Source organism: Streptomyces venezuelae, from assembly GCF_008642315.1.
Taxonomy (GTDB): Bacteria; Actinomycetota; Actinomycetes; order Streptomycetales; family Streptomycetaceae; genus Streptomyces; species Streptomyces venezuelae_D.
Map to the genome: position 1 here is coordinate 2,910,309 of NZ_CP029192.1, position 14,330 is coordinate 2,924,638.

Annotated in this window: 14 protein-coding genes; 3 read left to right on the forward strand and 11 right to left on the reverse strand. The window is 70.7% G+C overall.

The genetic code is table 11. The annotated features are described in order from the left end of the window. Positions 1-340 precede the first annotated feature (340 nt). The 4 genes from DEJ48_RS12110 to DEJ48_RS12125 form a co-directional block, all read right to left on the reverse strand. Positions 341-2,041 (reverse strand): methylmalonyl-CoA mutase, encoded by a 1,701-nt coding sequence (locus DEJ48_RS12110; RefSeq protein WP_150216140.1) that lies wholly within the window; start codon positions 2,039-2,041, stop codon positions 341-343. Between the two features lie 84 nt (positions 2,042-2,125). Further along, entirely contained in the window at positions 2,126-2,458 is a 333-nt protein-coding gene (locus tag DEJ48_RS12115; RefSeq protein WP_150216141.1) for a DUF3817 domain-containing protein, read from the reverse strand. Between the two features lie 80 nt (positions 2,459-2,538). After that, entirely contained in the window at positions 2,539-3,048 is a 510-nt protein-coding gene (locus tag DEJ48_RS12120) for a MarR family winged helix-turn-helix transcriptional regulator (protein ID WP_055564582.1), read from the reverse strand. A gap of 10 nt (positions 3,049-3,058) precedes the next feature. Continuing rightward, a complete protein-coding gene (locus DEJ48_RS12125; RefSeq protein WP_150216142.1) occupies positions 3,059-4,303 on the reverse strand; it encodes an MFS transporter in 1,245 nt (414 codons plus the stop codon). Positions 4,304-4,405: 102 nt separating this feature from the next. On the opposite strand from DEJ48_RS12125, the gene DEJ48_RS12130 reads away from it, so the two are divergent. Both DEJ48_RS12130 and DEJ48_RS12135 read left to right on the forward strand, forming a co-directional pair. Then, complete coding sequence (locus tag DEJ48_RS12130) at positions 4,406-5,407, forward strand: ArsR/SmtB family transcription factor (protein ID WP_150216143.1); 1,002 nt, start codon at positions 4,406-4,408, stop codon at positions 5,405-5,407. A 63-nt stretch (positions 5,408-5,470) separates the two neighbouring features. Further along, positions 5,471-6,496, forward strand: coding sequence for a glycoside hydrolase family 6 protein (locus tag DEJ48_RS12135; protein ID WP_150216144.1), 1,026 nt, complete (start codon positions 5,471-5,473; stop codon positions 6,494-6,496). 42 nt (positions 6,497-6,538) lie between these two features. Here DEJ48_RS12135 and DEJ48_RS12140 read toward each other — a convergent pair whose 3' ends face one another. The 7 genes from DEJ48_RS12140 to DEJ48_RS12170 form a co-directional block, all read right to left on the reverse strand. Continuing rightward, on the reverse strand, positions 6,539-8,506 hold the full coding sequence (locus DEJ48_RS12140; RefSeq protein WP_150216145.1) for a kelch motif-containing protein: 1,968 nt from the start codon (positions 8,504-8,506) through the stop codon (positions 6,539-6,541). A 3-nt stretch (positions 8,507-8,509) separates the two neighbouring features. After that, positions 8,510-10,348, reverse strand: coding sequence for a glycosyltransferase family 2 protein (locus DEJ48_RS12145; protein ID WP_223832008.1), 1,839 nt, complete (start codon positions 10,346-10,348; stop codon positions 8,510-8,512). 266 nt (positions 10,349-10,614) lie between these two features. After that, positions 10,615-11,268 carry a TetR/AcrR family transcriptional regulator gene (locus tag DEJ48_RS12150; RefSeq protein ID WP_150216146.1) on the reverse strand — a complete coding sequence of 218 codons (654 nt, stop codon included), beginning with the start codon at positions 11,266-11,268 and terminating at the stop codon, positions 10,615-10,617. Continuing rightward, entirely contained in the window at positions 11,265-11,921 is a 657-nt protein-coding gene (locus DEJ48_RS12155; RefSeq protein ID WP_150221136.1) for a DUF4166 domain-containing protein, read from the reverse strand. Before DEJ48_RS12155 ends, DEJ48_RS12150 begins: the two co-directional genes overlap by 4 nt. A 29-nt stretch (positions 11,922-11,950) precedes the next feature. Continuing rightward, positions 11,951-12,742 carry a hypothetical protein gene (locus DEJ48_RS12160; RefSeq protein WP_223832009.1) on the reverse strand — a complete coding sequence of 264 codons (792 nt, stop codon included), beginning with the start codon at positions 12,740-12,742 and terminating at the stop codon, positions 11,951-11,953. Between the two features lie 141 nt (positions 12,743-12,883). Next, positions 12,884-13,177, reverse strand: a complete 294-nt coding sequence (locus DEJ48_RS12165) for an MTH1187 family thiamine-binding protein (protein WP_150186265.1) — start codon at positions 13,175-13,177, stop codon at positions 12,884-12,886. After that, positions 13,174-13,524: a DUF3817 domain-containing protein gene (locus DEJ48_RS12170; RefSeq protein WP_150216147.1), complete on the reverse strand. Its 351-nt coding sequence runs from the start codon at positions 13,522-13,524 to the stop codon at positions 13,174-13,176. Before DEJ48_RS12170 ends, DEJ48_RS12165 begins: the two co-directional genes overlap by 4 nt. Positions 13,525-13,691: 167 nt before the next feature. On the opposite strand from DEJ48_RS12170, the gene DEJ48_RS12175 reads away from it, so the two are divergent. Then, a complete protein-coding gene (locus DEJ48_RS12175) occupies positions 13,692-14,330 on the forward strand; it encodes an AIM24 family protein (RefSeq protein WP_150216148.1) in 639 nt (212 codons plus the stop codon).

The following is a 14,330-nucleotide window of genomic DNA, read 5'->3' on the forward strand; positions in this document are numbered from 1 at the left end:
GATTCTCCTGGGGCGGGGGGTCGCTTGCCGGCCCGGCACCTGCCCGGGCCCCTGGGCCTTAAACCTACAAATTCCAGCCCCGCGGCCCGGCGCACCGCCTGCGGCCGGGTGGGGGTGCGCGCGCAGTTCCCCGCGCCCCTGACGGGGCACGCCTCCGACGAGCCTGCCCCCGGGTGGCCCAGGGGCGCGGGGAACTGCGCGAACAACCCCCACCGGCCCGCGGAAAACAGCGCACGGGGCAGCCCCCTCAGGGGCGCGGGGAACTGCGCGAACAGCCCCCGCCGGCCCGCGGAAGACAACGCACGGGCAGCCCCCAGCCCCGCCCAGAGGGCGAACCGGGCTAAAAGCCCGGGGGCTCCACGTACACGCCCCACTCGTCGCGAAGCACTCCGCAGATCTCCCCGAGCGTCGCCTCCGCCCGCACCGCCTCCAGCATGGGGGCAATCATGTTGGCCCCGGACCGCGCGGCCGCGAGCATCGCGTCGAGGGAGGAGCGGACCCGCGCGTCGTCACGCCGCGCCTTCCGCCCGCCGAGCTCCCGGACCTGCTCCCGCTCCACCTCGTGGCTGACCCGCAGGATCTCCAGGTCGCCCGTGACGGAGCCTTCGAGGCAGTTGACGCCGACGACCCGCTTGTCGCCCTTCTCCAGGGACCGCTGGTACTGGAACGCGGACTCGGCGATCTCGCCGGTGAACCAGCCGTCCTCGATGCCACGGAGGATGCCCGAGGTGATCGGGCCGATCGGGTGCTGACCGTCCGGCTGCGCCCGACGCCCCCGCTCCTTGATCTGCTCGAAGATCTTCTCCGCGTCGGCCTCGATGCGGTCGGTGAGCTGCTCGATGTACCAGGAGCCGCCCAGCGGGTCGGCGACGTTCGCGACGCCCGTCTCCTCCATCAGTACCTGCTGCGTACGGAGTGCGATCTCCGCGGCCTGCTCGCTGGGCAGCGCCAGCGTCTCGTCCAGCGCGTTGGTGTGGAGGGAGTTCGTGCCGCCGAGCACCGCCGCGAGGGCCTCGACGGCCGTGCGGACCACGTTGTTGTACGGCTGCTGGGCCGTCAGCGAGACGCCCGCCGTCTGCGTGTGGAAGCGGAGCCACTGCGCCTTGTCGGTCTTCGCCCCGTACTCCTCGCGGAGCCAGCGCGCCCAGATGCGGCGCGCCGCACGGAACTTCGCGATCTCCTCGAAGAAGTCGACGTGCGCGTCGAAGAAGAAGGAGAGGCCGGGCGCGAAGACGTCCACGTCGAGCCCGCGGGACAGGCCGAGCTCCACGTACCCGAAGCCGTCCGCGAGCGTGTACGCGAGTTCCTGCGCGGCCGTCGCCCCGGCCTCGCGGATGTGGTAGCCGGAGACGGAGAGCGGCTTGTACGCGGGAATGTCGCGCGCGCAGTGCTCCATCAGGTCGCCGATGAGGCGCAGATGCGGCTCGGGCTGGAAGAGCCACTCCTTCTGCGCGATGTACTCCTTGAAGATGTCCGTCTGGAGCGTGCCGTTGAGGACGCCGGGGTCGACGCCCTGGCGCTCGGCGGCGACCAGGTACATGCAGAAGACGGGTACCGCGGGGCCGCTGATCGTCATCGACGTCGTCACGTCGCCGAGCGGGATGTCCTTGAAGAGGACCTCCATGTCGGCGGCGGAGTCGATGGCGACACCGCAGTGGCCGACCTCGCCGAGCGAGCGCGAGTCGTCGGAGTCGCGGCCCATGAGGGTCGGCATGTCGAAGGCGACGGAGAGGCCGCCGCCTCCGTTGGCCAGGATCATCTTGTAGCGCTCGTTCGTCTGCTCGGCGTTGCCGAAGCCCGCGAACTGGCGGATGGTCCAGGTCCGGCCGCGGTACCCGGTCGGGTAGAGCCCGCGCGTGAAGGGGTACTCCCCCGGCCAGCCGATCCGCTCGAACCCGTCGTACGTGTCGCCGGGCCGCGGCCCGTAGACGGGGTCGACCGGGTCCCCGGAGAGCGTGGTGAAGTCCGCGTCGCGCTTGCGGGCCTTGTCGTAACGGGCCTGCCAGCGCCGGCGGCCTTCCTCGATCGCGTCAGCGTCCATACCTTCGAATTTACTAGGACGTCCTAGTAAAAGTCGATGGCCAACCGCCGTACGTTCCCGTACGGCGGGGAAGTGTTACGCGCGTTACGCCTTCGCGATGACCGGGGAGCCGTTGTCGACCAGCGGCTGGACCTCGCGGACGACCTTGCGCTCGACGAAGAACGCAGCGGTCGGAATCGTGCCCGAGACCAGCACCCACAGCAGCTTCCCGAACGGCCACTTCGCCTTGGAGCCCAGGTCGAAGGCGAAGATCAGGTAGATGATGTAGAGGACTCCGTGGACCTGGGAGACCACCAGGGTCAGACCCTCGCCCTTGTCGAAGCCGTACTTGGCCACCATGCAGGCGCACAGGATGAGGAGCATGACGGCGGTGACGTAGGCCATCACCCGGTAGCGGGTCAGCACGCTGGATTTCATGGCTACGAGCGTAACCGCCCGTTTTGCGCGATCTTCGCCGCCCCCGACCCGACCGGAACGGGCCGGTCCCGCTCCAGGACCTACTTCTCCTCGAAGTCCTCCGCCGCGACCCGCAGCGGCCTGAGCATCGCGAAGATCTCCCCGCACTCCTCCGCGTCGTACACCCCGAGGCCGAAGTCCATCGCCATCAGCTCGCGCGTCGCCGCCTCGACGACCTCGCGGCCCTTCTCCGTGATGGAGGCAAGCGTGCCGCGGCCGTCGTTGGGGTTCGGGCGCTTGTCGACCAGGCCGGACTTGACCAGGCGGTCCACCGTGTTCGTGACCGAGGTCGGATGCACCATGAGCCGCTCGCCGATCTTCGACATCGGCAACTCGCCGGCCTGCGAGAACGTGAGCAGCACCAGCGCCTCGTAGCGCGCGAAGGTCAGTCCGTACGGCTTCACGACCGCGTCGACCTCGGCTAGCAGGATCTGGTGCGCCCGCATGATGGAGGTGATCGCACCCATGGCCGGGACCGATCCCCAGCGCTGCTTCCAGAGCTCGTCGGCGCGGGCGATGGGATCGAAGGGGAGGCTGAGCGGCTTCGGCACGCCATCGACCTTACCCGCCGGTCACATGCCGGTCAGCCCCGTCTCGCGATTCGGTCGAACGCACCTGAGCCACCAGGAGCAGACAGCAGACCGTGCCCAGGACGCCCGAGCCCGCGACGACCGTGCTCACCGCGAAGAACTCCGCGGCGAGACCCGCGAGCGCCATGCCGAGGCCCTGGATCGTCATGAGGCCCGCCGTGAGCACCGTCATGGCGCGGCCCCGCAGCTCGTCGGGGACGGCGTCGACGAACCAGCGGTCGAGGCCCAGCGTGTAGGCGGAGCCAGCGCCCGCGAGGGCGAGGGCGACGAGCGCGGGGAGGAGACCCGGCGTGAGCGCGTACGCGATGAGCGGCACCAGCGTGAGCGCGGCGAGCGGCAGCACGATGCGGGCGCGCGCGACCGCGGAGAGCGCGGACCCGGCGTACAGCTCGCCGGCGATGGTGCCCACCGGCGCGGCGCTCATCAGGAGGCCCACGCCCGCGACGCCGATGCCGGCCTGGTCCGCGTAGGGCGCGGCGAGCGCCTCGGGGACGACCATGAACATGGGCGGCGCCCAGAAGAGCAGCATGAGGGCCCGCACGCGGCGGTCGCCGAGCACGTCCCGTGCGCCGCCCAGCGAGTAGCGCACGAGCGCGCCGCCGCCACTGTCCCCGCGCGCGGGCCGCCGCTTCGTCCCGCACCGCAGCAGCAGCGCGGACGCCGCGAACGTGCAGACGGTGATGGTGAGCGCGCCGCGCGGCGACACGACGGTGAGGAGTACGCCGCCGAGCCCGAAGCCGACCAGGACAGAGCTCTGCGAGACGATCCGCAGCAGCGAGCGGCCGAGGACGAACAGTTCCCCGTCGCCGAGGATGTCGGTGAGGGTCGCCATGCGCGTGCCGTTGAAGACGGGCGCGACGAGGGCGATGGCGCAGCGCAGCGCGAGCAGTCCGGCGACGGGCGTCGCGGGCAGCGCCATGAGGCCCGCGCACCCGGCGCACAGCACGTCGCACACCACGAGCACGAGGCGCGGCGGACACCGGTCGGCGATGCCGGACAGCAGCGTGCCGCCCACCAGGTACGGCAGCATGCCGAGGGCGAAGGTGAGCGCGCTGAGCAGCGGTGATCGGGTGAGGCCGTAGACCAGGACGGTCAGCGCGATCTCGCTGACGACGACGCCGAGCAGGGAGAGCGCGTGCGCGGCGAAGACGGCACGGAACTCGCGAACGGCGAAGACGCGGGTGTAGCCGGTCGCGGGTGCGGTGGACGAGGCCATGCGCGCAGCCTCACGCGGCAGGGCGCGCTGCCCTAGAGTTTCGGCCCCGGGCGAATCTTCGCCCCCCCCACCACCGAGACCGCGACAAGGGACCCGGACTGCGTGCCGTTCCACATCCACTTCCGGCAGGACGACCTGCTGCGCTGCCGGTTCGCGGTGTCGCCGCTGTGGGAGACGCAGGAGGCCGTACGCACCCTCAAGCGCCCCGACCGCCACGCCTATCACCCGCGGTGGCTGCGCCGGATCCGTGAGGCGGCCCGCGACCTCGACCTCTCCGCGCTCTGGCTCCTGATGCCGCGGCGCGGGCACTCCCCCGACTTCCTCGGCCCGCCGCCGATCGGGCCGGCGGCCCGTTTCGAGGAGGAGATCGCGGGGGTCCGCGCCTCCGATCCGGTGGCCGCGCGGGAGGACATGGCGCGGGCGCTCGCCTGCACTCCGGGTGCCGCCGACTCCCCGAAGGGGCGGGCGCTGCTCGCCGATCCGGCGGCGGCGGTCCTGGAGCTCGCGGACGTCATGGAGGCGGTCTGGCACGCGCTGATCGAGCCGGACTGGCCGCGGCTGCGCGCGCTCCTGGAGGCCGATGTCGCCTTCCACTCGCGGCGACTCGCCGAGGTCGGTCTCGGCGGGCTGCTTCCGGAGCTGGACCGGCGCCTGGCGTGGGACGCGGGGACCCTCACCGTCGAGTGGTACGACGAGCACGTGCGGCACCTCTCCGGGCAGGGGCTGATCCTGATCCCGAGCGTCTTCTCGTGGCCGGACGTGGTCAGCGGCTTCGACGCCCCGTGGCAGCCGACGCTCGCCTACCCGGTGCGCGGCATAGCGGGGCTGTGGGCTGAGCCGTCGGACCGTACGCCCGCGGCGCTCGTACGGCTCCTCGGGCGCGGGCGCGCCGCCGTGCTCGCCGCGCTCGACGCGCCCGCCACCACGTCGGAGCTCGCGCGCCGCCTCGGGCTCGCGCCGTCGACCGTGTCCGCGCATCTGGCGGCGCTGCGGGACGGCGGGCTGCTGGTCTCGCGGCGGTACGGGCACCAGGTGTTCTACGAGTGCACCCCGCTCGGCATCGCCCTCGCCACCGGGGGCGGTGTGGCACAAGAGCACGACTAGTCCTTTATGTAACGATTGCCGGGCTGACCGACCGTCACCGTCACCACCGCCCAAGGGGGCTGGATGCACCGGCTGCTCCGCACGTTCACGGCACTGACGGCGTTCGCCGCACTCGGGCTTCCGGCAGGCTGCTCCTCAGACTCCGCGTCCGGCGCGAAGGAGGAGGCCACCGTCCGCGAGGCCGCCACCGGATCCGCCGGGCCGCCGAAGAGCGCCTTCTGGGTCGACCCGGACAGCCCCGCCGCACGCCAGGTCGAGCAGTGGCAGCAGCAGGGCCGCACGCGCGACGCACAGGCCCTGCGGCGCATCTCCGAGCAGCCCATGGCCGTGTGGCCCGCGGGCGACGACCCGGCGCCCGACATCGAGCAGGCCACCCGGGGCGCGGCGAAGGAGAACCGCACCGCCGTGCTCGTCGCGTACAACATCCCGCACCGCGACTGCGGCCAGCACTCCGCGGGCGGCGCGGGCAGCGCGGACCAGTACCGGACCTGGGTGGACACGTTCGCCGGTGCGATCGGCGACGCGCCCGCGCTGGTCGTCCTCGAACCCGACGCGATCCCGCACATCGTGGACGGCTGCACCCCGGCCGAGTACCACGAGGACCGCTACCAGCTGCTGTCCGAGGCGATCCAGCGGCTGAAGCGGCAGCCGGGGGTCAAGGTGTACCTCGACGCGGGGAACCCCGGCTGGATCACCGAGCCCGGCAAGCTCGGCGAGCCGCTGCGGAAGGCGGGCATCGCGCAGGCCGACGGCTTCTCCGTCAACGTCTCCAACTTCCAGAGCGACGGGACGATCAAGTCGTACGGCCGCACGCTGTCGGCCACGGTCGGCGGCAAGCACTTCGTCATGGACACCAGCCGCAACGGCAGGGGGCCGCTGGCGGGCGACCGCCAGGACGCCTGGTGCAACCCGCCGGGACGCGGCCTCGGCACACCGCCGACCGACCGCACGGGCGACCCGCTCGTCGACGCCGTGCTGTGGATCAAGCGGCCGGGCGACTCGGACGGCCCGTGCCGGGGAGGCCCGGCGGCGGGCCAGTGGTGGCCGGACTACGCACTGGGCCTCGCACGCAACGCCAAGGCCGCCTGAGCCCGACTCGGCGCTCCTCGGGCGGCCCGGGCGGCCCCGCGGTCAGCCGTCCTGGCCGACGTGGATCCACTTCGCCTCGGACGACGTGCCGTCCTTGTCCGTCACGAACAGCATGTACCAGCCCGGTGGCACCAGCGCCGCGTCGCCCTGCGGCACGTCCACCGTCAGCGCGCCCTGGCCCTTGGTGACCTTCAGCGCGATCGACCGCTGCTCGACGTCCGTCGTGTGCGTCACCGCGCTCGGCCGCATCAGACGGGCCGACGCGATGTTCTCGGGACGGTCGATCCGGAACGTCGCGCGGCCGTCGGCCCCCAGTTCCTCGGGGCCCTCGCCGAGCACCGGGCGCGTCGCGCCGCCCCGGTGCAGCGCCGGCGGCGTGAAGATCTCCATGCGCTGCTCGAAGTGGCCGAGCTTGGTGTTCTGCTCGTTGTCGTAGAGCGGGTCGGAGCCGAACGTGGCGACCCTGCCGTCGGGCAGCAGCAGCGCCTCGGAGTGGTAGTTGCGGCCCACCTCGGGCGCCGCGGCCTCCTGGAAGGCGTTGGTCTTCGGGTCGTAGAACTGCGCCTTGTGGATGTTGCTCGCGCTGCGTCCCCGGTAGTCCGACGCGCCGTTCGTCGTGAACACGGAGTCGTTCGGCATGAGGACGCTGTTCAGGTAGCGCGTGCCCTGCGGCAGCTGGGGGCCCGTCTTGAAGGACGGGTTGTCCTCCTTCAGGTCGATCACGGCCGTGCGCCGCGTCGACTTCTCCGACTCGCCCACGCCCCCGCCGCCGAGGATCATCACCTTCTGGTCCTGGGCGGGCGGCAGCAGCACGGACGCCGACGTCTCGGTCTGGTCGAGGTCCTCAAGGCCCGGGACCTTCTCGAACTTGTTGGTGTCCAGGTCCCACAGGCCCGGCTCGCGGCCCTTCTCCGCGGGGCCGTAACCGGCGTTCGATGCGGGGTAGAAGAGCTTGCCGCCCTTGGTGAGGAAGAGCGCGGGGTACGTCGGGAAGTACCGCTTGGGCCCGTCGGTCCACTTCTTCGTCTTCGGGTCGTAGATCTCGTTGTCGCCCGGGTCGACGACGCCCACGTCGTCGAGCCCGGAGACCGCGAGCACCTTGCCGTCCTCAAGGCCGACGAGCGTCGGGTACCAGCGGGCCTTCTCCATCGGCTCCACCGGGATGTACTTCTCCGCCTTGGGGTCGAACTCGTACGCCGCCTTGATCCCCTGGAAGTCCTGCTTCTCCATGTCGATCTTCTCGGCGATGCCGTACGTGTTGTCGGCCTCGTCGCCGGTCAGTCCCTCGATCTCGTACTGCGCGGACTTCTCGGTGACCGACTGCTCGCCGTCCTGGACCGCCTCGACAAAGACCCGTGCCTCGCTCGCCTTGACCTTGGTCTTCCAGGGCTGCATCACACCGGACTTGGAGTACGTGATCTCGAAGTCCCGCTTCGCCTTCGGCACTTCGACGTCGAACTTGCTGACGTACTCGACACCCGAGGGCGACCGGAACTTGGTGCCCTTCTTCAACACGACCGGCTTGTCGGGATTCTCGTTCTTCACGCGCATACCGCCGCCGGCCCGCTCCACCTCGCCGTCGAGCAGTTCGTAGCGCGCGGTGCCTCCCGCCACCAGAAGCCGCCCGTCGGGAAGCTGCGCGTGCCCGGAGCAGAAGAAGTCCTCGGGCGTCGGGATCTTCTTGAACGTGTCGTTCTTCGGATCCCACAACACGGTGTCAAAGGACCCCGCGTCGAATTTCTTCTGCTCGTTGCCGGACCCCGCGACGATCAGCACCTTGCCCGTGTGGAGCAGCGCGGCGTGAATGGCGTTGGTGCGGAACTCCTCCGGAATGCTGACCTGCTTCCAGGAGCCGTACTTCTTCTTGTAGCCGGGCTGGGCGATCTTGTACGCGTGGTACTTCTCCTCGGCGAAGGAGAGCGCGGCGGGCGCGTTCAGCCCGACGAGCAGGGCGCCCGCGCCGACTCCGAGGAGTGTCTTCCTGGTGCGCTTCGAGGGCCGGTAGGCCATGGGTCAGTTCCCTCCAGTCGACGTACCGGTGGCGAACGCGGGCTCCGGCTTCTCGCCCTCGGCGGGGACTTCGCCGCGCAGGGCGGCCCGCTGCGTCTGCGGGTGGGCCTTGCGCTCCTTGACGAGGCCGTAGGCCCAGATGGACACGGGCGCGAGCGAGATGACCATGGCGAGGACGGCCCAGGTGCGCATCGCCACGTGGGTGTGGCCGAGGACGAAGGAGGCGGTCAGGGAGCTCGCGAGCACGACGGCCCAGAAGAGGTGGATCCGGAAGGTGAGGAGCCGGTCCGGGCTGGCGTCGCCGCCCTTGGGGGTCACGACGAAGCGGCTGGGCCTGCGCACGACGGCCGCGCCGAGCGACTTGGCGTAGATGGGCGCGGAGAGCGCCGACATCGCCATCCCGGCGAGCCCACCGGACCCTTCGGGCTCGTGCGGGGACACGTTGTGCCGCCGGTTCCACAGATAGAGCCCCACTTGGAGCGCGGCCGCATCGCTGTAGAGCATGAGCCACACGGAGGCGGCGACCTGCGTCCCGGAAGCCCCGAACCACAGGAACAGCACGCAACTGAGAATGCCCAGCAGCCAGTTCACTGCGGTCATGGGGTAGTACACGAGCATCAAGGAGTACGAGAAGAGGCGCCCGGGGGGCATCGTGAACGGCGCTTTCCAGTACTGCTTGAACAGCGTCTCGTACGTGCCGCGCGACCAGCGCATCTGCTGCGTGAAGAAGTCCGTCCAGGAGGCGGGTCCTTCCCCCACGGCCAGCACGTCGGGGGTGTACACCGACCGCCAGTGCTTCTTCGTGACCGGATTGCGGCGCCGGTGCAGTTCGAAGCCGGTGGCCATGTCCTCGGTGATGGAGTCGTAGAGGCCGCCGATCTGCGTGAGCGCGCTGATGCGCACGACGTTGTTGGTGCCCACGAACATGGGGGCGCGGTAGCGGTTTCCGGCGCGCTGGATCAGCGCGTGGAAGAGGAACTGCTGGGATTCGGCGGCTTTGGTGACGGGCGCCGTGTAGTTGCCGTAGACCTGCGGCCCGACGACGAAGGCGACATCCGGGTCCCGGAAGTACCCCATCATCCGCTCCAGGAAATTGGGGAGCGGCACGTGATCCGTGTCGACGGAGGCGAAGAAGTCGTACTCCGCGTGGTGCATCGCCAGCCAGGCGTTGTAGTTGCCGTGCTTGGTGCGGGTCTTGTGCGGCCCCTTCTTCCGGTTCCACTCGGGCACGCCGTTACGGGTGAAGTGCCGAACACCGAGCTCCTCGCAGAGCGCCTTCGCTTCAGGGCTGTCCCCCTCGTCGAGGAGCCATACGTCGAGGGGCCCCGGGTGGTGTATCCGGACGGCGCCTTCGAGGGTCGCCCGCACCATGCTCAACGGCTCCTTGCCGGGCACGTACGTGGTGAGGAAGGCGACGCGCGTGCCGCTCTCCGGCCGCACCGGAATCGGATCCCTCGCGACCATCGTCGCGTGGGCGATCGACACGACGTTGACGAGCATGAAGAGCTCGATCAGCCCGATCGCCACGAGCATCGTGATGTCGAGCCCGATCAGCCACCGGTCGCCGCCTTCGCGTTCGGTCCAGTGGGTGGGCCACACGAGGTAGACGAGGAGAAGTCCCGTGAGGAGGGGGGCGAGGCTCATGAGCAGGACGGCGCGTATTCGGTGCGGTTCGCCGGAGAGCAGCGCGCGGTACCGCACGCGATACGGCCCGCTCCCCTCCCCCGTCCCTGCCCCTTCGTCGCCGTCCGGCTCGGTGAGCGGTCCGGCGAGCGTGCTGTGGGTCTCGTAGTCGTAGCCCTCCGGCTGCCGCACAGCGCCCTCCAGGTTCTGGTGGTCCAAGTTCCGCCGATACCCTCACAAAAGTGGACTTTCCCCGGCGTGTCGAACGGGGTTCCTCCGTGCGAGCGGTTTTATGGTGGGCGGTTTTGGTGGGGTTGCGGTGAGAGTCGCGGTGTGGAGGGGATCCGACGGGGCAGGGAGCTTCTGCCTCGCGGGGCGTCGCGGGCGGGTGGGTGGGAGTGATCCGCCGCGAAGCGGCGGGCTCGGCGCCCCCACCCCGTAGGACGTTGCCGCGGGGCCGAGACCCCGAGAAGGCCACCGCAGGGTCAGCCGCGCACCCTGCGGAGCCGATGCCGAACCGCCCGCTGGGCCAGCGGCCCAAGATCCTCGACGGCGGAGACGAGGAGAGAAAGCTGCTCGAGGGAGTCGAGCGCCCGCCCCGCCCCCTCCGCGTCCACCCCTTCGTACAGCTCCATCCCCACGAACGACGCCCCCACCGCCCGCGCGAGCCCCACCGCGTCCACGAACTCCCCGAGCGGCGAAGCCGACAGCACCCGGGTCAGGACCTTCTCGATCTCCTCGATCCAGAGGGCGAGCCCCGCCGCCGTGGCCACCGCGAGCCGCGGCTGCGTCTGGGACCCGGCGAGCAGCTGGCCGAGCACGGCGACGTGCCCCGCCTCGCGCTCCTCCTCGTGCATCTCGCGCCCGAAGGCGAGCAGCCCGGCGAGGGAGTCGATCTCGGCAAGCCGCTCCCGGTACAGGGAGACCCGCTGCTCCGTACCGTGCCGGCACGCCGCCGCGAGCAGCTCGTCGACGGAGCCGAAGTGGTAGAAGACGAGCGCCTGGTTGACCCCCGCGGTCGCCGCGATGTTCCGTGCGGACGTCTTGGCGATGCCCTGCTCCGTGAGGGTGCGCAGCGCGCCGTCGAGGAGCTTGGTACGGGTCTCCAGGCTCTTGGCCGGGTCCTTGGCCGCGCTCACGCGCGCACCTCCTCACGGACCGGCCGCAGCCCCGGGCGGACTCCGCACGTACGGACGTCGGTGTACGTCGCCGTGAAGGAACCCTCGTAGCCGAAGAGGGGCCCGAAGCGGGAGTTGGTGACCCGGACCCGGATGCGGAAGCGTCCCGCGGCCTCGTCCCAGGACTCGCGGACCTCCGCGTCGCCCCCGATGAGGGAGGGGACGCGGCAGTCCACGGGGCCCTCGCGGAAGCGGTGCTCTCCGGAGCGGATGAGGAGCGAGCCGTCGGGCTGCGCGCGGAAGTGGAGGTCGCTGGCGAGGTGCTGGTGCGTGCCGAGGTAGTCGAGCACGCGGTCGCCCTTGGGGCTCAGGACCATTTGGGCGTCGAAGCGGCGTGGGCCGCCGGGCAGGTCGAAGGTGCGCACGAAGGTCACCGTCTCACGGCCGTACGTATCGGCGTACGGCACGTTCTCGATGACGAAGGGCACGTTCCTGCCCTGGCGCGGGACGAGGATGTTGCGGGTGCCGCCGAGCGCGAGGAACGGCTTCACGAACCCGCGCCCGTGCCAGATCCGGTCCATGACGCCCCGACCGGTACAGGCCTCGCCGCTCGCGAGGCCGACGGAGAAGCGCCGCTGGAGCTGCGGGTGGAGCCGGTGGAAGTCGGCACCCATCACGGTGCGGAAGATCGAGGCGTTCTGCGTCACGAGTACTGCCCTTCGGTCCTGGTGCGCGGGGTGCGAGAGGCGTGGGGGGTGCGAGAGGTGCGCGGGGTGCGCGGGGTGCGCGAGGTGCCGGGGGTGAGCGGCCCCAGGCCGGCGAGGATGCGCGGCTCACGCACGCGTACCGGCGGCTTGCGCCGGCAGCGGCGGGCGGCGGGAGTCGTGGGCAGCGGCGGCAGCATCAGCATCGTGGCGGCGGCCGCCAGGGCCACCATGGGGGCGAAGAGGACCGCCGCGGTCACGCACAGGACGCGGGCGGCGAAGTCCGTCACGGCGTTCAGCAGCGCGCGCTCCGGGGTGATGCCGCGCTCCAGCCACAGCCTGAGCCGGTCGAACGACCAGGCGGTCGCCCAGCCCATGAGGGGCCGGAAGACCAGCCGGTCGGTGATCTTCCCGAACCGGCCCCAGCGCGGGCGGTAGTCGTACCCGGTGAGGAAACGGATGCCGTCGCCGTCCTCCACGGGTACGTAACGCCAGTAACCGCTGCCCTCTTCGAGGAGGGAGAGGGGGTGCGGGGACCCGAAGCGCAGAGCGGAGGTCCGGGTGCCGTCCGGGCGCCGCTTCTCGCCCGCGGAGATCCCGGTGCCGGCGATGGTCAGGAAGGGCAGCACGCGCGTGGCGTACCGGAAGCGCTGGGGCTCGCCCTCCCGGCGCGGCAGGTAGTCGATCTCGCCGAAGCGGAGGTCCCAGCGCCGGTGCTGGTCGGGTTCCTGGGTGCGGGCCCAGAGGTCGTCGAGATCGGCGCGTATGCGCGCCTCGATGTACAGACTCACGGCAAACCCCCACGTCAACGCCATTTTGAGCGACTGCTCAAAACACAAGGTAGCTATGTTTGAGCAGTCGCTCAAGTCCGAGGGCAGAGAAAAGCCCCCGCCCAGAAGGGCGGGGGCGTTCCATGCGATGCTGCGGCCCGCCTACGCGGACAGGTGCCGCTCCACGGTCTCCACCTTCGACGTGAGACCGTCCGTCACGCCGGGGCGGATGTCCGCCTTCATGACGACGGAGACCCGGGGCGAACGCGCCTCCACGGCGGCGACGGCGCGCTTGACGACGTCCATCACCTCGTCCCACTCGCCCTCGACGGACGTGAACATGGCGTCGGTGCGGTTCGGGAGGCCGGACTCGCGGACCACGCGGACCGCGTCGGCGACGTACTCGCCGACGTCCTCACCGACCCCGAGCGGGGTCACGGAGAAGGCGACGATCATGCGTTCACGACACCTTCCTTGCGGGCGCGCGACGCGATCACCGCGGCCTCGGCCTCACGCTTCAGCTTGCGCTCGGCCATGAAGCCGCCGCCGGGGATGAACGAGAACGCGAAGTACAGGGCTCCGGTCCCGAGGTCCCACTTGGCGCGGTTCCAGGCGTCGAGCCAGAAGACCACGTACAGGACGAAGAGCACACCGTGGATCGGGCCGAGCACCGGCGCCACGTTGAAGTCCTCGGAGACCGTGTACTTGATGATCGTGCAGACCAACAGCACGATCCAGGAAATGCCCTCGGGCACGGAGACCAGGCGGAGGCGGCGGAGTGCGGAAGCGGTTTTGATGTCCACGGGTCACCTTCGGTGGGACGGACGGCAGGCAGCGGGCGGGGCTCGGCGGCGTCGATCTTGTGAACGGACGCACAAGCGACCCCCATTGTGACATCGGGGTGTTCTCCGGGTTCGCTCAGGGCCCTTCACCCTGTTCTGGGTGGGTACGCGGCGGCTACCGTCGATTCGTGGCTACGTTCCGGCTCCAAGGGAGCAGAGTGCTCGCCGTCGACATGACGGGCGACGCCGTGAAGGCGAAGAACGGCTCGATGGTCGCGTACGACGGCCAGATGGCCTTCAAGAAGATGACCGGCGGCGGTGAGGGCATCCGAGGCATGGTGACCCGCCGCGTCACCGGCGAGCAGATGACGGTGATGGAGGTGAAGGGGCACGGCACCTGCTGGTTCGCCGACCGCGCCACCGAGATCAATCTCGTCCGGCTGACCGGCGACAAGCTGTTCGTCGAGGCGAGCAATCTGCTCTGCACCGACGCCGGCCTGCGCACCGGCACCAGCTTCACCGGCCTGCGCGGCGCGACGCAGGGGAACGGACTGTTCACGACGACCGTCGAGGGCACCGGCCAGGCGGCGATCGTCTCCGACGGACCGGCGGTGGTGCTGCGCGTCTCCCGGGAGTATCCGCTGACGGTGGACCCGGGGGCGTACATCGCGCACCAGGGGGACGTCCGCCAGAGCTTCCAGTCCGGTGTCACGTTCCGCACCTTCATGGGCGAGGGCGGTGGCGAGGCCTTCCAGATCCGCTTCGAGGGCGACGGCCTGGTCTATGTCCAGCCCAGCGAGCGGGCGACGATCGCGGGGGATGTGTGA

Bases quoted from the DNA above. Each gene is read 5' to 3' on its own strand.
- DEJ48_RS12110 (WP_150216140.1), bottom strand. From the start codon at position 2,041: ATGGACGCTGACGCGATCGAGGAAGGCCGCCGGCGCTGGCAGGCCCGT.
- DEJ48_RS12115 (WP_150216141.1), bottom strand. From the start codon at position 2,458: ATGAAATCCAGCGTGCTGACCCGCTACCGGGTGATGGCCTACGTCACC.
- DEJ48_RS12125 (WP_150216142.1), bottom strand. From the start codon at position 4,303: ATGGCCTCGTCCACCGCACCCGCGACCGGCTACACCCGCGTCTTCGCC.
- DEJ48_RS12135 (WP_150216144.1), top strand. From the start codon at position 5,471: ATGCACCGGCTGCTCCGCACGTTCACGGCACTGACGGCGTTCGCCGCA.
- DEJ48_RS12140 (WP_150216145.1), bottom strand. From the start codon at position 8,506: ATGGCCTACCGGCCCTCGAAGCGCACCAGGAAGACACTCCTCGGAGTC.
- DEJ48_RS12155 (WP_150221136.1), bottom strand. From the start codon at position 11,921: ATGGGTGCCGACTTCCACCGGCTCCACCCGCAGCTCCAGCGGCGCTTC.
- DEJ48_RS12165 (WP_150186265.1), bottom strand. From the start codon at position 13,177: ATGATCGTCGCCTTCTCCGTGACCCCGCTCGGGGTCGGTGAGGACGTC.